18 protein-coding genes are annotated in these 19218 nt (G+C 75.5%); 13 read left to right on the top strand and 5 right to left on the bottom strand.

Going from position 1 to position 19218, the window contains the following annotated elements:
- Positions 1 to 136 precede the first annotated feature (136 nt).
- Entirely contained in the window at positions 137 to 796 is a 660-nt protein-coding gene (locus tag ACIQVZ_RS33105) for a TetR/AcrR family transcriptional regulator (RefSeq protein WP_350875391.1), read from the bottom strand.
- Positions 797 to 925: 129 nt separating this feature from the next.
- On the bottom strand, positions 926 to 1825 hold the full coding sequence (locus ACIQVZ_RS33100) for an acyl-CoA thioesterase II (RefSeq protein ID WP_350875393.1): 900 nt from the start codon (positions 1823 to 1825) through the stop codon (positions 926 to 928).
- Between the two features lie 136 nt (positions 1826 to 1961).
- On the opposite strand from ACIQVZ_RS33100, the gene ACIQVZ_RS33095 reads away from it, so the two are divergent.
- The 3 genes from ACIQVZ_RS33095 to ACIQVZ_RS33085 all read left to right on the top strand — a co-directional run bounded on the left by ACIQVZ_RS33095 (position 1962) and on the right by ACIQVZ_RS33085 (position 7189).
- Positions 1962 to 3365 (top strand): SWIM zinc finger family protein, encoded by a 1404-nt coding sequence (locus tag ACIQVZ_RS33095; RefSeq protein ID WP_402455078.1) that lies wholly within the window; start codon positions 1962 to 1964, stop codon positions 3363 to 3365.
- Entirely contained in the window at positions 3362 to 6127 is a 2766-nt protein-coding gene (locus ACIQVZ_RS33090) for a DUF6493 family protein (RefSeq protein ID WP_402455075.1), read from the top strand. The genes ACIQVZ_RS33095 and ACIQVZ_RS33090 overlap by 4 nt, the downstream gene beginning before the upstream one ends.
- A gap of 117 nt (positions 6128 to 6244) precedes the next feature.
- On the top strand, positions 6245 to 7189 hold the full coding sequence (locus tag ACIQVZ_RS33085) for a DUF389 domain-containing protein (protein ID WP_350875399.1): 945 nt from the start codon (positions 6245 to 6247) through the stop codon (positions 7187 to 7189).
- A 34-nt stretch (positions 7190 to 7223) separates the two neighbouring features.
- Here the strand turns inward: ACIQVZ_RS33085 and ACIQVZ_RS33080 are convergent, their stop codons facing one another.
- The 3 genes from ACIQVZ_RS33080 to ACIQVZ_RS33070 form a co-directional block, all read right to left on the bottom strand.
- The gene (locus tag ACIQVZ_RS33080; RefSeq protein WP_402455148.1) at positions 7224 to 8408 is read right to left on the bottom strand and encodes an MBL fold metallo-hydrolase; all 1185 of its coding nucleotides are present in this window, start codon (positions 8406 to 8408) and stop codon (positions 7224 to 7226) included.
- A 367-nt stretch (positions 8409 to 8775) separates the two neighbouring features.
- Positions 8776 to 9228 (bottom strand): MaoC family dehydratase, encoded by a 453-nt coding sequence (locus ACIQVZ_RS33075; RefSeq protein ID WP_350875401.1) that lies wholly within the window; start codon positions 9226 to 9228, stop codon positions 8776 to 8778.
- Between the two features lie 125 nt (positions 9229 to 9353).
- Positions 9354 to 9797, bottom strand: coding sequence for a pyridoxamine 5'-phosphate oxidase family protein (locus ACIQVZ_RS33070; protein ID WP_063350036.1), 444 nt, complete (start codon positions 9795 to 9797; stop codon positions 9354 to 9356).
- 196 nt (positions 9798 to 9993) lie between these two features.
- Here ACIQVZ_RS33070 and ACIQVZ_RS33065 point away from each other — a divergent pair, with 196 nt between their 5' ends.
- The 10 genes from ACIQVZ_RS33065 to ACIQVZ_RS33020 all read left to right on the top strand — a co-directional run bounded on the left by ACIQVZ_RS33065 (position 9994) and on the right by ACIQVZ_RS33020 (position 19166).
- A complete protein-coding gene (locus tag ACIQVZ_RS33065; protein WP_350875403.1) occupies positions 9994 to 10854 on the top strand; it encodes a hypothetical protein in 861 nt (286 codons plus the stop codon).
- A gap of 187 nt (positions 10855 to 11041) precedes the next feature.
- On the top strand, positions 11042 to 11614 hold the full coding sequence (locus ACIQVZ_RS33060) for a hypothetical protein (RefSeq protein WP_402455070.1): 573 nt from the start codon (positions 11042 to 11044) through the stop codon (positions 11612 to 11614).
- Positions 11608 to 12552 (top strand): hypothetical protein, encoded by a 945-nt coding sequence (locus tag ACIQVZ_RS33055; RefSeq protein ID WP_402455068.1) that lies wholly within the window; start codon positions 11608 to 11610, stop codon positions 12550 to 12552. Before ACIQVZ_RS33060 ends, ACIQVZ_RS33055 begins: the two co-directional genes overlap by 7 nt.
- Positions 12553 to 12821: 269 nt before the next feature.
- Positions 12822 to 13637 (top strand): SAF domain-containing protein, encoded by an 816-nt coding sequence (locus ACIQVZ_RS33050; protein WP_402455066.1) that lies wholly within the window; start codon positions 12822 to 12824, stop codon positions 13635 to 13637.
- On the top strand, positions 13637 to 14929 hold the full coding sequence (locus ACIQVZ_RS33045; protein WP_402455064.1) for a hypothetical protein: 1293 nt from the start codon (positions 13637 to 13639) through the stop codon (positions 14927 to 14929). Before ACIQVZ_RS33050 ends, ACIQVZ_RS33045 begins: the two co-directional genes overlap by 1 nt.
- Positions 14919 to 16571, top strand: a complete 1653-nt coding sequence (locus ACIQVZ_RS33040; RefSeq protein ID WP_402455062.1) for a CpaF family protein — start codon at positions 14919 to 14921, stop codon at positions 16569 to 16571. The genes ACIQVZ_RS33045 and ACIQVZ_RS33040 overlap by 11 nt, the downstream gene beginning before the upstream one ends.
- Positions 16568 to 17530, top strand: coding sequence for a type II secretion system F family protein (locus ACIQVZ_RS33035; RefSeq protein ID WP_402455059.1), 963 nt, complete (start codon positions 16568 to 16570; stop codon positions 17528 to 17530). The genes ACIQVZ_RS33040 and ACIQVZ_RS33035 overlap by 4 nt, the downstream gene beginning before the upstream one ends.
- Positions 17527 to 18405 (top strand): hypothetical protein, encoded by an 879-nt coding sequence (locus ACIQVZ_RS33030; protein ID WP_350875417.1) that lies wholly within the window; start codon positions 17527 to 17529, stop codon positions 18403 to 18405. Before ACIQVZ_RS33035 ends, ACIQVZ_RS33030 begins: the two co-directional genes overlap by 4 nt.
- Positions 18406 to 18459: 54 nt before the next feature.
- Positions 18460 to 18753, top strand: a complete 294-nt coding sequence (locus ACIQVZ_RS33025) for a hypothetical protein (RefSeq protein ID WP_350875419.1) — start codon at positions 18460 to 18462, stop codon at positions 18751 to 18753.
- Complete coding sequence (locus ACIQVZ_RS33020; protein ID WP_350875421.1) at positions 18750 to 19166, top strand: TadE/TadG family type IV pilus assembly protein; 417 nt, start codon at positions 18750 to 18752, stop codon at positions 19164 to 19166. Before ACIQVZ_RS33025 ends, ACIQVZ_RS33020 begins: the two co-directional genes overlap by 4 nt.
- Positions 19167 to 19218 lie beyond the last annotated feature (52 nt).

Genomic DNA, 19218 nt, shown 5'->3' with positions numbered 1-19218 from the left:
GAGGGTGGGGACTTACGTCCCGTCAGGCCGGGTGCTCAGCCGCGTGCTCACGGGCCGGGGCGTGCGCGGCGGGCCGCAACCACGGGCGGAAGCCGTCCGGCACCGGGGAGTTGAGCCGGCTGTCGCGTCGGACGGGTCAGGGCCGGTGGGCGCCGGACGGGACCTCGTACGGCGCCGGGTACGGCGTCTCGTACGGGTTCAGCACCAGCCGCACCACGTCCTCCAGCCGCCGCCGGGCGTCGCCGAGGGTGGTGCGGCCGGTCACCCAGGCGGTCAGCTCGCCCTGCCAGGCGTGGGCGACGATGTGCCGCACCAGGTCGCTGGCGGCGGCCGGCACCTCGGTCGTCACCGCCTGGAGGGCGGTGCTGTCGGCCCGGGCCATGCCCTGCAAGGTCTCGCTGGCGAACGGATCGGTGGAGGCGGCGACGGCCACCCGCAGCCGGGCCAGCTCGGGCTGGCGCTGGTAGGCCCGCATCCCGCCGCGGACGAAGCGGACCGCCCGGTCGGTGGCCCCCAGCCCGGCGCGCGGGCCGCGTAGCTCCGCCACCAGATCGGCCAGCAGCAGGCGGTGCCACTCGGCGATCGCCGCAGCCAGGAGGTGGTCCTTGGAGGAGAAGTAGCGGTACGCCGTCCCCAGGGCGACTCCGGACCGCTCGCAGACCTGTTTCATCTGCAGCCGTTCGACGCCGATCTCGTTCACCAGGGCGAGCGCGGCCGCGATCAGGCTCCCGCGGCGTTCGAGCTGGCGCGGAGACATCGCCTCCACCGGCCGTGGTGACAGGTCAACCTTGGTCACCCGCACCATGATACGGGCCGGGGCCGCTCAGGAGTATGACGCCGACCGGCCCCCTTGCGTTCGCCGTGCGGTCACCGTCGCCGGGGCCGGGAGCGATGACCGCTTCGTCCCGTCCCGTCCCGCGCCGGGTCAGCGCAGCCGGCGGATCAGCGACTCCTGCACGGCGGAGGCGACCAGCCGCCCGTCCCGGTCGTAGAACTCGCCGAGCGACAGCCCCCGGCCGTCCGAGGAGGACGGGCTGCGCTGGGCGAACAGCAGCCACTCGTCGGCCCGGAACGGGCGGTGGAACCACATCGCGTGGTCGAGCGAGGCGATCAGCAGCCGGGGCGGCTCGGTGCGCTGGAAGAAGTTCGGCTGCTCGTGCAGCCCGGCGGTGGAGGCCAGCGTGAGGTCGGAGAGGTAGGTGAGCGCGCAGACGTGCAGGAGCGGGTCGCCCTCGGGCAGCGGGGAGGCGATGCGCAGCCAGACGAACTGCTGCGGCATCCCCGGCACGGACGCCGGCACGCCCGGCGCGTCCGGCGGGACGAAGCGCAGTTCGAGGTCGCGGAAGCCGCCGGTGCCGGTGATCGCCGCGCGCAGGGCCGGGTCCCAGAGCGAGAAGGCGTCCGGCAGGGTCTCCGGCCCGGGCAGCGGCGGCATCGTGCGGTGGCGGTCGGTGGCGGTCTCGGGGCGCTTGAAGGAGGCGGAGAGGGTGAAGATCGCGTTCTGGTTCTGCACCGCCGTCACCCGGCGGGTGGTGTAGGAGACGCCCTCGCGGACCCGTTCGACCTCGTAGCGGATCGGCTGGGACGGGTCGCCGGGCAGCAGGAAGTAGCCGTGCAGCGAGTGCACCGCGCGCAGGCCCTCGCAGGTGCGGCCGGCGGCGGTGAGCGCCTGCGCGGCGACCTGTCCGCCGAAGGCGCGCATCGGCGCCCCGGCGTGGCAGCGGCCCCGGAACGTGTTCTCGTCCAGTCGTTCCAGCTCCAGCAGTCCGGCGAACGAGCCGGCCGGGCGGTCGGCCCGGATTTCCTGTTCGGTCAGGTCGGTCACGGGCCCATAGTGGCAGAATTCCGCCGCGCCGCGATGTGACCTGGGTAACGCCCGGGGGCTCCGGCATTCGGTAGAACCTGTTTCAGTACGGTCGCGGCCCGACGGATTGTCAGTGCCCTCACCTAGCGTGTTCGACATGACGCAATCCGCACACGCGTACGCCTATCTGCGCCCGTCCGCCGTCCTCGACGGCGCCGACGGCCGGCGCCTCGACCTGGCCACCTCCGGCGGCGCCACCCCGCTCGGGGAGGCGGCCAACCCGCGCTTCTTCGCCGGCTTCCTGGCCGACCCGGCGCCGGCCGCCGCCGCGCTGCTCGCGGTCGCGGACGTCGCCGCCGCGCGGTACTACCAGCCGCAGCTGCGCGCCTCGCTCGACCCGGTGGTCACCGCCAACGGGGACCGGCTGCGCTTCGAGTCGTTCTCCGGCTGCTGCGGCGTCTACGCCCGGCTCGACGTGCTCCAGGCCGGCCTCGACGGCGACGAGATCGGCCACGGCACCACCAACGTGGACGTCAACAACCCGCTGCGGGAGGCCCTGACCAGGATCGGCCCGACCGACCCGCTGCACCTCGCGGTCGGGCCGGACGCGCTGGAGGTCACCAGCTTCGACGGGCCGCTGGTCGAGCGGAAGGTGCCGCTGCCGCAGCGCTGGCTGCGCGGCTTCGCCGAGACCCAGGTCGTCGCCGCCGGCTTCGACCTGCGCGCCGAACTGCCCGCCGCCGAGGCGGTCCGCTTCCTGCGCTCGCTGCCGCGCGGCGGCCGCTCCAGCACGGCCTGGGTCGTCCCGGCCGGGCGGACGCTGCGGCCCACCACCCGGCCGGTGCCCGGCGCGGTCTGCCTGCCCGGGCCCGCCCGGCTGGTGGCGCTCCAGCGGGTGCTGCGGCACGCGCTCGCCCTGCGGGTGTACGGCCCGGTCGCCGCCACCGGCCCGGCCGCCTCGGCGTGGGAGGTGGTCCTGCCCGGCATGCGGCTCACCCTGACCCTCTCGCCCGACGCCTCCCGGGGCTTCTCCGGCGAGGGCGGGGTGCTCGGCGCGCTCGCCACCGGCACCGCCGAGCAGGACGCCGACCTCGTCGCGGTGCTGCTCGCCTGGGAGCCGCGGATCGAGGTCACCGACCTCGCCGAGCAGTCCGGGCTCAGCCACGAGCGGGTCCGCGCCGCGCTCACCCGGCTCGGCACCGCCGGGCAGATCGGCTACGACACCGCCGAGGCCGCCTACTTCCACCGCCAGCTCCCGTACGACGCGGGGCGGGCCGAGGCCGCCAACCCGCGGCTGCGCGCTGCCCAGGCCCTGGTCGCGGCGGGCGCGGTGCGGCTGGAGCCGGGCGGCACGACGGCCGTCGTCACGGTGGACGACCACATCCAGCGGGTGCGTACGGACGAGGCGGGGCGCCTCGGCTGCACCTGCCTCTGGTGGGCCAAGTACCGCGGCGGGCGCGGTCCGTGCAAGCACGCGCTGGCGGTCGCGATGGTGCGGGAGGCGGCCCGGCGGGCGGCCGGGGAGCGGGTTTCGACGGTCGTGAAGGAGGTCCGGGCGTGAGCGGGGTGGCACCGGAGTCGGTAGCGGTACCGCAGTCGGTAGGGGTGCGGACGCCGGAAGCGGGGCAGGGCGCGACCGCGGTCGAGGACCTGCTCGCCGCCGTCCGGGGCGGGCGAATGCCGCAGATACCGGCGCTGGTCGCCGCGTTGGACCAGGCGCAGCGCCGGACGTGCCTGCCCGCGCTGAAGGCGCTGCGCAAGGAACTGCGCGAGGAGTGGTCGAAGGAGGCGCTCGCCACCAAGGGCGCCCTGATGCTGGCCGGTGCCGGCTGCCACACCGGCCCGGCCGGCGCCGCCAGCTGGCTCGGCGCCCGCGACTTCACCTCGCGGGAGTGGGCCAACCACCCCGCGTTGGCCCGACTCGTCGCGGCGCAGCCGGTGGAGTGGCAGATCGAGGTGGCCACCCGGCTCGCCGCCCGTCCGGCGCCGCGCTGGGGTTGGTCGCTGTACCCGGTGATCGAGGCCGTGGTGCGCCGCACCGGCTGCGCGGTGCCGCAGAGCGAGCCCTTCGTCCGCGAGTGGACGGACCGCAAGCGCCTGGGCAGCGGCCCGCGGCCCACCCTGCTCGCACTGCTGCGGGCCGACGCGTTCACCCCGGTGCTGCTGCCCCAGGTGTTCGAACTCGCCGACGTCGGCGGGCCGTTGTCCTGGCGGTTCAGCCCCCGCCCCGGGGACGCCTGGACGGAGGCGATCGCCGAACTCGCCACCGTCGGCGACCTGGACCGGGCCGACCTGATCGACCGCTGCCTGGCCCGGCTGCTGCGCGGCGGCAAGCCGGCCGACCAGCGCTTCTTCCTCGACGTGCTGCGGGCCCTCGCCCCGACGCCGCAGGAGTACGCGGCCCGGGTACGGGACGTGCTGCCGCTCTTGGACGGGCTGTCGGTGGTCGCCGGGCACGCCCAGGACGTGCTCGCCGGGCTGGACGAGGCCGGGCTGATCGAACCCGAGGTACTGGTCGAGTCCTCCGCGGTGGTGCTGTTCCGGGCCGAGAAGAAGCTCGTCCGCGCCCAACTCGGCTGGCTGGAGCGGGCGGCCCGGCGCGCACCCGGGCGGTCCGGGCCGGTGGTGCTCGCAGCCGCCGAGGCGTTCGGGCACCCGGACCAGGCCGTCCAGGAGCGGGCGCTGAACGTGGTGGCCCGCCACCTGCGCGCGGCCGGGGAGGCCGTCCTGCCCGAACTGCGGCTCGCCGCCGAGGCGCTGAACCCCGCCCACCACCGGCGCGCCGGCGAACTGTTCGGCGCACCGGTCGGTGGCGACGGCGACGACGACCCGGACACCGGGTGGAACGAACTCCTCCCGCCCGCCCCCCAGCCCCTCCCGATCGGCCCGCCGATCGCCTCGGCGGCCGAACTCGCGCAGGAGCTGTCCGCCCTGCTCGCCGCCGACGAGCCGGAGCCGGCGGTCTTCGAGCGCGTGCTGGACGGCCTGGTCCGCCAGGCCCACCAGGACCGGGCGGCGCTCGCCGAGGCGCTGGAGCCGGTCCGGCGGGTCCACCCGTGGCACGGCGTCGACCGCTGGCGCGACTGCTCGCCCCGGGACGTCCTCCACGTCGCGGCCGCGGTGGCCGGCGAGACGCCGCCGCACCGGATCTGGGACTTCCTCGGCGGCAAGGGCCGCTCCCCGCTGCGCGGCCGGAACAACACCGCGCAGGGCACCGCCCTCGCCGCCCGGCTGGAGGAGGCAGCCTGGCAGGTGACCGCCGACCGGCCGCCCTACCTGCTGGCCATCCCGACCGACACCACCGGGGCGCTCGACCCCGGCACGCTGGTCGAACGCCTCGCCGGGTACCAGGCGGCGGGCGTCACCCCCGGCCGGGCCGACCTGTGCGCGGCCCTGCTGCGGGTCGGCCCCCGCGCCGACGCCGGGGTGCTGCGCGCCGCCGAGGCGCTCACCTCGCCGTCCGGGCGGTGGGCCGCCCAGTGGCTGCGCACCGGCGGCCTGCCCGACCAGCCGTCCGAGCGGGTGCTGTTCGCCCCCGGCCGGGGCTCGAAGCGCGGCCACCAGTACGCGGACCGCTGGTGGGAGGACGTCCGGCGGGTGGCCGTCGCCCAACCCGGCATCGGGGCCGGCCCGAAGGGCCCGGACGGCGAGCGGCTCGCCCCCGAGTTCCGGGCGCTGCTGGAGGGCACCGAGCCGAGCGTGGCCCGGGCCCGCAAGGTGGGCGACTGGACGTGGCGGCCCACGGCGCACTGGGCCGCGATGCTCCCCTGGCACCGGGAGGAACTGGCGGCCCGGTGGCTCGACCACTTCGCCGCCGGCGCCGACCGGGACGAGCGCGACGCGGGCCGGCTGCTACCCGCTCTCGCCGAGGCCGGCGGCCCGGCCGGGCTCGCCCTGCACCTGGCGCTGGCCTACGGCCTGGGCGCCCGGCACGCCGAGGACCGGACGGCGGCCGTCGACGCCCTGCTGGTGCTCGCCGCCCGCGGCGACCTGGACGGCGCGCAGCTCGGCCGCGAACTCGGCGCGCTGGTCGACTGCGGCGCGGTGAAGCTCAACCGGCTCGCGGCGGCGCTCACCCTCGCTGCCGGGACGGGCGCCTACGGCACGGTCTGGTCGGTGCTCGGGCCCGCGCTGCCGGCCCTGCTGGGCGGCGAGGGCACGCCCGCCCGGGGCCTCGGCGACCTGCTCGCCCTCGCGGCGGACTGCGCCCGGCGCACCCGCGCCCGGGGGCCGGTGGCCGAGGTGACGGCGACGGCGGAGCGGGGCGGATCGAGCCGCCTGGTCAAGGAGGCCCGCGCGCTGCGGGACGTCCTGGCGGGGTGACGCCGCAGCCGTCGGCGGGGCGAGGTGCACCACCGGGTGACGGCGGGTCGCGGGCGGCGTCGGGTCACGGCCTAGGGTGGGCGGGACTTTCGCCCGCCCCGTCCCACCGGAGTGCTCGTGTTGCACCTGCGCCTGATCGTCCCGCCCGACCTGCGGGAGCCCGTGCTCAGCAGCCTGGACGCCGTGGTCGGGGTGACGCACGTCGTGGTGCTGCCGGGCGCGGCCGTACGGCCTGCCGGGGACGTGGTGCTCTGCGACGTCGCCCGCGAGTCGGCGGACGAGGTCCTGGGGGTGCTGCGCGAGACCGGTCTGCCCGAGCGCGGGGCGATCGACGTCTCCGGCATCGAGCTGACCCTCTCGGCGGCCGCCGACGAGGCCGAGCGGCTGGCCCCGGGGGAGGGGGCGGACGCGCTGGTCTGGGAGTCGGTCTCCGAGATCACGCACGAGGAGTCCACCCTCACCTGGGTGTTCCTGGCCTTCCTCACCGTGGCGACGATGCTGGCCGCGTGCGGCGCGGTGCTGGACAGCGCGGTCCTGGTCGTCGGGGCGATGGCGGTCGGGCCGGAGTTCGGGCCGCTGGCCGGGCTGTGCGTGGCGCTGGTCCAGCGGCGGCTGCGCCCGGCGCTGCGGTCGTTGAACGCGCTGGTCACCGGCTTCGCGGTGGCGATGGCGCTGACCGTCGGGTTCTCTCTGCTGATGGACGGGCTCGGGCTGTTCAGTGAGGCCAAGTTCGCCGCCGCGCGGCCGAACACCTCGTTCATCTGGCAGCCCGACGCGACGTCCTTCGTGGTCGCCTTCCTGGCGGGCATCGCGGGCGTGCTCTCGCTGACCTCCTCGAAGGCCGGGATGCTGGTCGGAGTGGCGATCTCGGTGACCACGGTGCCCGCCGCCGCCAACGCCACCGTCGCGCTCGGGTACGGGGAATTCCGCCAGTTCTGGGGCTCCAGCGTGCAGTTGCTGCTGAACCTGCTGGGGATCGTGCTGGCCGGGGTGCTGACCCTGCTGGTGCAGCAGCGGGCCTGGGCGCTGATCCGCCGCCGGCGGCCGGGGGCGGACAAGTGACGGCGGGCAGGTGACAGCGAACAGATGACAGATGTCAGCGAACAGATCGTGAAATCTGCTCGCTGGGATCCGTCGCCCGCTCCCGGACCGGCACCGCGCTGCGGTCCCGGACCAGCGGCTCGATGCCGCGAGGCGTGGCCGCGACCGCGCGCCACCACAGCCGCAGCGCGGGCGGGTCGACCGGTTCGAAGGGCTTGCCGGGCCGGGGCACCGCCAGTCGGGCGCCGAGCGCCTGGGCAGCCGTGACCACCCGTTCGGCGGGCTCCTCCCAGGGGTGCGTCGCCAGGTTGAAGGTGCACCAGTGGATCGGCAGCAGCAGATCGCCGCCGAGGTCCAGGTGGGCCCGGACGCCCTCCTCGGGAGTCATGTGCACCTCGGGCCAGAAGTCGCTGTACGCGCCGACCTGCATCAGCGTCGCGTCGAACGGCCCGAGCCGGCGGCCGATCTCGGCGAAGCCCGGGAAGTAGCCGGTGTCCCCGCTGTGGAAGATCCGGTGCCCGCCGCCGGCCACCACCCAGGACGCCCAGAGGAACAGCGCGCTGGTACGCGGGCCGCGGCTGCAGTAGTGCCGGGCCGGGGTGGCGGTGAGGGTGAGCCCGGCGACCTCGACCGACTCCCACCAGTCGAGTTCGGCGATCCGCCGGGCCGGTACTCCCCAGCGCTCCAGGTGCGCGCCGACGCCGAGCGGGACGGCGAACACCGCGTCCGTCCCGATCAGCGCGCGGATGGTGGCCATGTCGAGGTGGTCGTAGTGGTCGTGGGAGATCACCACCACGTCCACCGGCCCGAGTTCGGACAGCGGAAGCGGCATCGGGTGCAGCCGTTTGGGCCCCGTCCAGGCGAACGGCGAGCAGCGCTCGCCCCACACCGGGTCGATCAGGACCCGCCGCCCGCCGATCTCGGCGAGCACGGTGGCGTGGCCGAGCCAGGTGAGCCGCAGTCCGGAGTCCGGCGGCAGGGCGAGGTCGACCGGGAGCAGCCGGTGTACGGGTACGGCGGCGGTCGGTGCCCGGCGGGTCTTGTCCCCGGTCAGCTGGGCGCGGGTGATCTCCAGCGGGCTGCGCTCGTAGACCAGGCGGCGGGTGGGCAGCGGGTTGCGGAAGGCGCCGTCGGCGAACTGCGGGGAGCGGTGGATCCGGGCCAGCCGTTCGCCCCGGGGCTCGGCTCCGAAGGCCTCGGCCCGGACCCGGTGCCAGGCCGCGCGGGGCAGTCGGGCCAGGTCCGACCCGGTGCGGTTCGCCGTCGGGCCGAGGGCCGGGCTGGTGGTCGGGCTGCTGGTCGGAGGGGTGGTGAACTGCGAGGACAGACCGGCGAGGCGGGAGAACCAGGGGGCGGGGCGGGGCAAGGCTCCTCCAAGGACGGTCACGGCTACCGGGCATGCCGGGGCGCGTATCCGGGAGACTGGTGAGGCCGCTGCGATACGACAACCATCTCGTCGGAGATTACTCGTCATGGGCCGTCCGGACCTGGTGAGCGGCCCCGCGCGGGCCAATCGGCGTACCCCGCCCCGGCCTCCGCGCCCACCGCCCGGCCGCGCGCCCGGGGCCACCGCCCGGTGCCGCTACGCGGAGAACCGTCCAGGACCGCTACGCGTAGAAGCGGGTGATCGTCTCCGCGACGCAGTGCGGCTTGGCGCTCTCCGCGCTGGTGATGGTGAACCGCACCAGCGCCTGGACCCCGCCCGGCACCTCGGTGGCCGAGAGCAGTTCGGCGGTGGCCCGGATCGCGGTGCCCACCGGCACCGGCGCCGGGAAGCGCACCTTCTCCGAGCCGTAGTTCAGCGCCATGCGCACGCCCTCGACGCCGTAGCACTCCTTCGCCAGCACCGGGATCATCGACTGGGTCAGGTAGCCGTGCGCGATGGTCGAACCGAACTGGCTCTCCTTGGCCCGCTCCGGGTCCACGTGGATCCACTGGTGGTCGCCGGTCGCCTCGGCGAACAGGTCGATCTGCCGCTGTCCGATGGTGTGCCACTCGCTGGTGCCCAGTTCGGTGCCGACGGCGGCGGTCAGATCGGCGAGGGAGGCGAAGCTCGTCACGGTGCGCTCCTGGGGGAGGGGTCAGGACGCCGGAAGCGTATGCGTACCCGCCGGTATCTGTCAGCGGTACGGAACCGGGAACCCGGGGGCGGGGGAACCCGGGGGCGCGGCGGCCCGCGGGTGTTTCAGGACCGCAGCGCCCCGCGCCCCAGCGCGTCCTGCCCGGTCGGGAACAGCCGCCGGCCGCTGACCAGTTCCGGCACCAGCGCGACGAACAGCGGTTCCGGGTCCCCCACCCACGGCCGCAGGCCGGACCGCAGCACCCGCCGCACCTGCTCGGGCTCGCGCACCACGTCCGCCCGGCCGTGGACCAGCACGCTCCAGCCCGTCCGGGTGACCGGGTCCAGCAGGTCCGCCTGGAAGGCCACCACCGTGCCGTCAAGCCCGCGCGCGGTGGCACTTCCCCGGCGCACGGCGAGCACCAACCGCCCGTCCAGGACCTCGAAGGAGACCGGTAGCACGGCCGGCAGTGCGTGCTCGGTGTACACCACGCGCCCGACGGGCACGGTGCTGAGCAGCCGCAGGCACTCGGCCTCGCTCAGGGTCTCCACACGGTCCTCACGCTCCATGCGTCCGATCGTCCTCCGGTCGGCGCGCGTGCCGATAGGGCCCATGGTCCCTGAGCGGACGGGCCGGGAGCCCCGTCGGCGGCCGCCCGGAGCGGTAGCCTGCCCGGCGGCGGTACGGTACGCGCCCCTGCTCACCACGGCAGCGGCGGGCGCGGCGGGCGGCCCCGGGTGCGCCGGGGCCGGCATGGGAGGGGGCGTGCGGATGGTGGGCGGGGTCGACCTGGTGGTGATCGGGGCGAACGGCGGGCCCGATCGGGGCTTCGGGGGCTCGGCGCTGGCGCCGGACGGCGCCCGGCTGCTCGCGCGGGTGCTGCCCGGGATGTGCTTCGACGTCGGTGCGGCCGGCTGCCGGGTCACCGAGGTGGCGCCGGACGCGGACGCCAACGCGATGCTCACCGCCGTCCGGGAGGCCGCCCAGCACCCGGGCCGGTGGCTGGTGGTCTGCCTGGTCGGCCAGTTGGCGGTCGATCCGCGCGGGCGCCGGCTCGCCCTGGTGACCGGCGGCAGCACCGCCGACAACGCCTACCGGCGCGGCCTGGCCTGGGACTGGGTGGTCAGCGCGATGGTGCACGGCGACCACGAGGAGGCCCTGCTGCTGGTCGACGCGGTGGCCGACCGGGACACCTGGGCGGCGCTGGAGCGCGGCGGCGGCGAGGACGGCGCGGGCGAACTACTGGCCTACCCGCGCGTCCCGCTGTGGGGCCGGGTCGGCCGGTACACCCCGGGCAGACGCGGCCGGGACGCCGTACTGCCGGGTGGTGAGGGTTCGTTCAGCCACGCCCTGACCACCGTGCTGCGGCAGGGTGTCCCGGGTGCTCCGGCCGCCGTCGCGCCGCTGGACCTCCAGCCGTCCGTCGCCGCGCTGCTCGACGGGGGCGAGGCGCCGGGTAGTTCGGGTGCGCCGGGCGCGCGCCTGCTCGTTCCGCCGCAGGGCGGGCGCCTGTTGATGCGCAATCGGGCCGCGGTTCGGGGCGCATTGGCCGGATTGTCGCTTTCCGAAGAACTGTTGGCCGTTCTGTGGCGGGAAAGTGCCCCGACGGAACCGCCTTCCGCGTAAGGTCAGGTGGCCTGAGGTGTTGCCGTGATGGGGTGGGTTGGCGAAGAATCGATCCCCAGCGGAAACACCTGCGGGACGACGGAATTCTTCCGGCGGCCACGGATCACGAATTGGTCGGTCGCGACGAGGTGGGGCGATGCGGCAGCGCGGAAATGTGTTGCGCCCTGGGGCGGTTGGGGTCGGTGGGGTGGTTCTGGTGTTGCTCCTCGGCGCCTGTGCGAGCGGCGGTTCCGGTGGTTCCGTCGATCGGCTCGGAACGGCTGCGCCCAGTGTCGCGGGAGTGGATCCGGTACCTCCTTCGGGTGGTTCGGTAAACACCTCGATCGCGCCGACGGACGGGCCGGAAGGTGCCATGGGGCGACTGGCCCTGAAGACGTATCAGGACTGGTGGCAGGCCCAGACCGAGGCATTCGGGCGGTCGGATTCGGACGGATTCGCTCTGGAGACGTACTCCTCCGGTCGGGCCCTCACCGACACCCTGGTCAGCCTCCGCCAACTTCGCGACGCCAAACTGGTGATGACCGGGACGCCGCGCAATTCGGCGGTGGTCAAGGCCATCGACCTGAAAGCCGATCCGCAGACCGCCGTGATCGAGGACTGCGTCGACGTATCGGGATGGCACCGCGTCGACGCCGTCACCCAGGTGGCGAAGGATCCGGGCGACCGACTGAACCGCTACGTCGCGACCGCGTCCCTGCGCTGGTTCCAAGCACGTTGGCTGATCTACGACTTCAAGCGGGAGGTGGACCGGGCATGCTGAACACGCGTAAACCGGCCCGGCGATTCGCGATCCTCGCGCCGTTGTCCGCCGGGTTGCTGTTGGCCTCGGCGGTGTCGGCGGCGGCGGACGAACCGCCGGGCGGAGGTGCCGAGCAGTGTTACCCGGACGTGATCTGCTCCGGGGTCAACACCGGTGGCACCAAACCGAAACCCGGACCGTCGCAGCCCGGCGGTGGCGGCGGGGGCGGTACGAGCGACGGGCCGCTGCTGTGCAGCTACCACGACCAGCAGTGGCCCTGCCACGACCCGGAGCGCGGCTGGTTCAACAGCGGCTTCGGGTGCTACTTCCGCCCGCTGGACAACCCGCCCCCCGAGGGCGCCTCGGAGTGGCAGGGCCACAAGCCGTCCGAGGGCGCGCTCTACTCGAAGGTCTGCCCGCAGACGGGCGGCGGGCAGGACGGCGCCGAGATCGTGTTCGAGGCCACCTCGCCGGCCGGGCCGCCGGCGCTGAACCTGGTGGACGTCGGCTTCGGCTTGGCCCACGAGATGCGCTTCCCGAAGCCGACGGCGGGTGTCGCGCCCAAGGGCACGGCGGTGGTGAAGGCGCCGGTCTGGCTCTGGCTGGACGGTGTGGCGGCGCCCGCGCCCAAGACGCTGTCCGTGCCGGGCGCCTCGGTCACCGTCACGCCGGTGCTGAGGAGTGTGACCTGGGTCTTCGACAGCGGCGTCTCCGTGACCTGCGACAAGGCCGGGACGCCGTACGACGCCAAGTACGGCGCCGCCAAGTCCCCGGACTGCGGCTACGAGTTCGCCGTGGGCTCGGGCACCAGGAAGAGCGGTGTCTTCGACGGCACGGTGACGGCGAACTGGGTGGGCGAGGTCGTGGTCACGGGGCCGAACGCGAAGACCTTCGACGTCAAGATGCCGCAGTCCTCGAACTTCACGCTCAAGGTCGCCGAGGTGCAGGTCCTCAACTGACCAGGCGGCGGACGTCCGATGCCCCGCGGCCCGGCCGCGGGGCGCCGGAGGCCCGGCCGCACGCGACCACGGCACCGCAGCCCGGGCGCCGAAGCCCGGCACCTGCGGCCTGGCCGGCGACGGCCCGAGCAGCGACGGCCCGAGCAGCGATGACCCGAGCAGCGAGAACCCAGTACTGACGATCCGGAACGAGCACGAGGGAAGGGCGGAACCCGGTGGAGAACCGTACATTCGCGACGCCGGGATCCGGCACACCCGCAGGGGCCGCGGTGTCCGTGGCGGTCCCGGACCAGGGGCAGGGGCCGGGCGCGGCCCCGGGCAGCGGCGCGGGCAAGGGCAAGGGGCGCGCCGCCCCGCACGTCCCCGGCCGGACGCTGCGGGCCCGGCGGCGGCGCCCGGCGGTGCTGGCGATGGCCGTCGCGCTGATCGCCGCCGGCGGCCTGGGCGGCGCGGTGCTCTACGACAGCACCGGCCAGCGGGTCGCCGTGCTGGCGCTGGCCCGGGACATCCCGTGGGGGCAGGTGATCACCGACGACGACCTGGTGGTGGCCCGGATCGCCGGCGATCCGGCGCTGCGGCCGCTGTCCGCCACCGAACGGGACAAGGCGGTCGGCATGCGGGCCGCCACCGACCTCAAGCGCGGCGCGATGCTCACCAGGGGCGACGTCGCGCAGACCCTGGCGGTGCAGCCCGGCCAGATCGTGGTCGGCGTCTCGGCCAAGCGCAGCCAGCTGCCCGCCAGCCGGCTCCAGCCGGGGCTGCAGATCGTCGTGGTCTACACCCCGGACAACACCAAGGCCGACTCGATGCCCGCGACGGTCATCACGGTCGGCCGGGTGGACACCGACGGCAGCCAGGTGATCGACGTGGCCGTCGGCGCGGCGGACGGCCCCCGGCTGGCGCAGTGGGTGGCCGGTGGCCGGATCCAGGTCCTGCTGGCCCCCCGCGCCGCCGCGGCGGGCGGCGCGACCGGGACCGCCGGTGCGGGCACCGGCGGCAGCGCCGCGCCGACCGCCCCGGCGACCGGGACCACCCCCGGCGCTGCCACGGCCCCCGTGCCCCCGACCGGGGCGGGTGGCGCCTGATGGCGGTGATCGCGGTGGCCGGCGGCCCGGGCGCGCCCGGCGCGACCACGGCGGCCCTGGCCCTGCTGCTGGCCTGGCCGCTGGAGTCCGGGCGGCGGGTCCTGCTGGTGGAGGCCGACCCGGACGGCGGCGCGGTGCTCGCGGGCGCCCTGGAGGGCCGGGTCGACGCGGTGTACGGGCTGCGCAACCTGGCCGTCGCGGACCGCCGCGGACTGCTCGCCGAGACCATCTGGGAGCAGCTGATCGACCTCTCGCCCGAGGGCACCGCCGAGCGGCTGCTGCTGCCCGGGCTGACCGACCCCACCCAGGCCCCGGGCCTCGCCTACACCTGGGAGCCGCTCGTCGACCTGCTGCACGGCCTCGAACCGCAGGGCTACGACGTCATCGTGGACCTCGGCCGCTCCGGCGCCACCGGCGTGAGCGCCGTGCTGGCCCGCCGGGCGGACGTGGTCGCGGTGACCGTCCGCACCACACTGCGCGGCCTGAGCTCGGCCCGGCCCCGGCTGTCCGCGCTCGCCGAGGACCTCGCCACGGCCGGCACCGGGGTGGACGCGCTCGGACTGCTGCTGGTCGCGGAGGGGCCGTACTCGGGGCCGGAGGTGGCGCGCGAGTTCGGCCTGCCGGTGCTGGGGCTGCTGCCGCACGCCACCCGCACCGCCCGGGTGCTCTCCGACGGCGGTGACATCACCGACCGGCGGTTCATCCGCTCGGAGCTGATGCGGACGGCGCGTTCGGCGGCGGACGAGGTGCAGCTGCTGGTCCGCCGCCGTCGCCAGCGGCTCGCGCCGACCGCCGCGCCCGTCCCGGCCCAGCTCACCGCCGCGGCCCGGACCGGGGTTCCGGCCCAGCCCCCGACCGCGGTGCACGCCCAGCCCCCGGTGCCCGCCCCGCAGGCGGCCGCGCCGACGGCGTACCGGCCGGTGGAGGAGGAGCAGCCCTCGTACACCCCGCCGCAGCCGGTCGGGCCGGTGATCACCACCGGCCCGGTGGCGCCGCTGGCCGGGCTGGCCCCCCAGCCGGCCGCTCCGGCCCCGTTCCCGGAGCACGTCCAGCAGCAGTCGCAGCCGCCGTACGGGCCGCAGGCCGGCTACGTCGCGTACGACCAGCAGGGCGGGTTCACCCCGTACGACCAGCAGAGCGGGGCCCCGTACGGCCAGCAGCCCGGGTACGCCCGCCCGGAGGCCGAGGACGACGGCCGCTACCCGCTCCAGCAGCCCGCCGTGACACCCGATCAGACACACCCGAACGGTCCGCAGCCGTACAACCCCGGGGAGGTGCTCCGTGCGCGGTAGCCCCCTGCACCAGCACCCCGCGGCCGACCCGGCCGCACTGCCCTGGGCCACTCAGGCCCAGGCCCAGGCGCAGACGCAGACGCAGACGCAGGCCCAGACGCCGGCGCCGGCGGCCGCCCCGCCCCAGGCCTACCGGCCGGGCCCCGTCGCCCCGCAGCCCGCGCCGCCGCCGTACGTCCAGGCGGGCGGCGCGGCCACGCCCACCGCCGTGCCCTCCCAGCTGCCCTCGCTCGACCTGCGCGGCGCCGCCACCCGGCCGGCCGTCGACCCACAGGTCGCCCGCGAGCTGAAGCGCCAGGTCGCGGCCGAACTGCACCAGCAGATCACCCGGTTGACCGCCACCTCGGGCGCCGAACCGGACCGCGCCACCCGCCGCCAGCGCGGCCGCGCGCTGATCGAGGAGGCGGTCGCGCGCTGGTCCGACGCCTACTCGCAGACCCACGGCATCCCGCCCACCCGGGAGCAGGACCGCGCGCTCGCCGAGGCCGTCTTCGACCTGCTGTTCCGGGCCGGGCGGCTCCAGCCCTACCTGGACGACCCGGAGATCGAGAACATCCTGATCAACGGCTGCGACGACGTCTGGGTCTCCCGGGTGCACCAACCCCTGCGCCAGGTACCGCCGGTGGCCGAGAGCGACGCCGAACTCGTCGAACTGCTCCAGGACCTGGCCCGCCAGCACGGCGGCGGCGAGCGCAGCCTGTCCACCGCCAGCCCGACCCTCGCGCTGCGCCTGGAGGGCGGCATGCGCCTCCAGGCCCTCACCGAGGTGACGCCCCGCCCGTACGTGGCGATCCGGCGCCACCGGGTGGCCTCGGCGACCCTGCCGGAGATGGTCGAACTCGGCACCCTGGACAGCACCCTGGCCGCGTTCCTGGCCGCCGCGATCCGGGCCCGCAAGAACGTGATGATCACCGGCACCCAGGGCGTCGGCAAGACCAGCCTGCTGCGCGCGATGGCCGCCGAGATCCCGCCGGACGAGCGGATCGGCACCCTGGAGTCGGAGTTCGAGCTCTGGCTGCACACCCTCGGCCACCTGCGCCAGGTCGTCCCGATGGAGGCCCGCGAGGGCAACGGCGAACGCGTCGAGGGCCGCCTGGCGGGCGAGTTGACGATCGGCGACCTCATCCCGGCGGCGCTGCGGATGACGCTGTCCCGGATCATCGTCGGCGAGGTCCGATCCGGCGAGGTCGTCCCGATGCTGCGGGTCATGACCAACGGTGAGGGCGGCTCGATGTGCACCCTGCACGCCCGCGGCCCGCACATGGTCGTCGACCGCATCGCCGAACTCTGCCTGGAGTACGGCTCGCACATGACCGACTCGCTCGCCTACCGGCTCACCGCCAACGCCCTGGACCTCATCGTGCACGTCGCCATGGTCGACGAGACCGCCGTCGGCGGCCGCCGGCACCGCTTCGTCTCCCACGTCCTGGAGGTCGCCGGCCTCGGCGAGAGCGGCCGGCCCGCGCTGAACACCGTGTTCGGCCCCCGGGTGGACCTCGGCGAGCCGCGGGCCGTCCCGCACACCCCGCCGCAGTGCCTGGACGACCTGCGCCGGGCCGGCTTCGACGCCGCCCTGCTCGGCTCCCGCTACGGCGGCTGGGCCACCCCGCTGCAACTGCGGATCGGCGGTGGCGCGCGATGATGCTGCTGTTCGCCCTGTGCGGGCTGGCCGTCGCGGGCGGCCTGGTCGCCCTGGTGGCCTGGGCCCGCGGCAGCGACCCGGCGGACGGGGACGAGACCCCGGAGCGGAGCAGCCCGCTGGCCGGCCGCGCCCACGTCTTCTGGTACGGCGCCCCCGGCGCCGCCTCGGCCCGGGTCGCCCGGCTGCGCCGGATCCAGCTGCCGCTCGCGCTCGCCGGTGCCCCGCTCGCCTGGCTGTTCACCGGCATCCCGCTGGCCGCCCTGCTGGTGCCGCTGGCCGTGTTCGGCCTTCCCTGGCTGTTCGACACCACCCGCCCGGACACCCGCCGGATCGAACGCCTGGAGGCGCTGTCCGAGTGGACCCAGCGCATCGCCGACGTGCTGCTGCTCGGCGTCGGCCTCAACCAGGCCATCGTCACCAGCCGCCGCACCGCCCCCGCCGCCCTGGAGGAGGAGATCGGCGAACTGGCCGCCCGGCTCCAGGCCCGCTGGCGGCCCGAGGAGGCGCTCCAGGCCTTCGCCGACAGCGTCGCCGACGCCACCGCCGACAAGGTGCTCGCCGCGCTCGTGCTGCGGTCCGGCGACAGCGGGCCCGGCCTGGCCCGGGCGCTGGCCGACATGGCCGACTCGGTGCGCGAGGAGGTCCGTCAGCGCCGCGCCATCGAGGCCGACCGGGCCAAGCACCGCACCACCATCCGCTGGCTGGTCGGCATCATCGTGCTGGTCGTCACGGTCGGCTCCTTCAACACCGAGTACACCCGGCCGTACGGCACGCTGCTCGGGCAGATCGTGCTCGCCGTCGTCGCCGCCCTGTTCGTCGCGATCATCGCCTGGATGCGCGCCCTCGCCTCGCACCCGCCGGTGCCCCGGCTGCTGGCGCCCGACCGGCGCGGCAAGGCCGGGCGCCGCGCCCCGATGCGTGAGGACGAGGCGCTCCAGCAACTCGGGGAGGTCCGGTGATCTCCCCCTGGTCCGTGCTGGCCGGGGCCGTCGCCGCCGGTGGCGTCGCCCTGCTGATCGCCGAACTGCGGCCCGCGCCGCCCGACCTGCGCCAGGCCCTGGACCGGCTGCACCGCACCCCCGCCGAGCGGGCCGCGGACCCGGACGAGCGGCCGAGCTGGTACGACCGGATCGGCGAGCGCTCGATCGGCCTGCGCGGAGTGTCCCTGCCGCACCGCGAACTCGCCCTGATCGGCCGCGCCCCGGCCCGGTTCATGGTGCACAAGCTGCTGTTCGCCGCGATTGGCCTGCTGCTGCCCGCCTACCTGGGCGCGATGGCCGTGCTGATGGGCATCGGCCTGCCCTTCGCCCTGCCGCTGCTGGCCGGGCCGCTGCTGGCCGGCCTGCTCTGGTTCGTCCCCGACGCCATCGTGCGCGGCGAGGCCAAGGAGGCGCGCACCGAGTACCTGCACGGCATCGCCGCCTACCTCGAACTCGTCGCCCTGGAGCGGGCCGCCGACTGCGGGCCCGCAGAGGCGCTGCGCCGCGCCGCCGCGGTCGGGCGAGGCACCGTGTTCCGGCGCATCCGCGACGCCCTCGACCGCGCCGCCACCGACCGGCTCCCGCCCTGGGCCGGACTCGACGCGCTCGCCGAGGAGTTGGGGCTCAGCCCGCTGCAGGACGTGGCGGACATCATGCGGCTGTCCGGCACCGACGGCGCCGCCGTGTACGACACCCTGCGGGCGCGCGCCAAGGGCCTGCGCGGCGAGCTGCTCGCCGAGGACCTCGCCCGCGCCAACGCCGACAGCGAGCGGATGGTCGCACCCGGAGCCGCCCTCACCCTGCTGATGACCGTCCTGATCGTCTTCCCCGCACTCCACCAGATGCTCAACTGACCCTCCTCGCAGGGCATCTGGCATCACACCGCACTCCACCCCCGGGAGACCCGAATGACCGTCCGACTCGTCCACCTGGCAGGCCGGCTGATCCGGCCCGTCCTGCTGCCCGTGCAGTTCGCCCTGCTGCTGTTCACCCTGCGGCTCGGCCGGCTGCGGGCCGCCCGCGCGCGCGGCGACCGCGGTGCGATCAGCATCGAACTCGCCCTCGCCATCATCGCGTTGGTCTTCGTCGCGGGCGCCGTCGCGACCGCGCTCTACCTGCTGAAGGACAAGGTCGTGCAGAAGGTCGAGCAGGACCCGAACATGCCGGGTGCGGGCGCCGCCGCAGGAGGCGCCACCAAGTGACGTACCGACCTCGCCGCCGCGGCGACCGGGGGTCGATGAGCGTGAGCCTCGCCATCGTCTTCCCGGTCGTCCTGGTGCTCCTGATGCTCGTCGTCCAGGCCGCGCTGCTCTGGTACGACCGCCAGCTCGCGCTCACGGCCGCCCGCGAGGGCGTGGACGCCGGCCGGATCCAGGGCAACGCGACGGACGAGGTGAAGAACGAGGCGGCGCGCCGGCAGGCCAGGGACTTCCTCGACCGGCAGGGCGTGCACTCGTACACGGTGACGACCGACGGCAGCACGCCCGAAGTGGTCCGGGTGACGGTGGCGGTGCGCCCGCCGCTGCTGATACCCGGGCTGTCGGCGCCCGCCCTGAGGCAGTTCGCCGAGGCGCCGCGCGAGCGCTTCGTCCCGCCGGTGGCGGTGGCGCCGTGAGACGGCCCACCCGGGCCGATCGGTGGGCGGCGCTCCGCGCCGAGGGCCGTTC

Origin of the sequence: Kitasatospora sp. NPDC098663 (assembly GCF_044760075.1) — a bacterium.
Lineage (GTDB): Bacteria > Actinomycetota > Actinomycetes > Streptomycetales > Streptomycetaceae > Kitasatospora.
The sequence above is the reverse complement of the archived record's forward strand: the minus strand, read 5'-3'. Positions and strand labels throughout refer to the sequence as shown.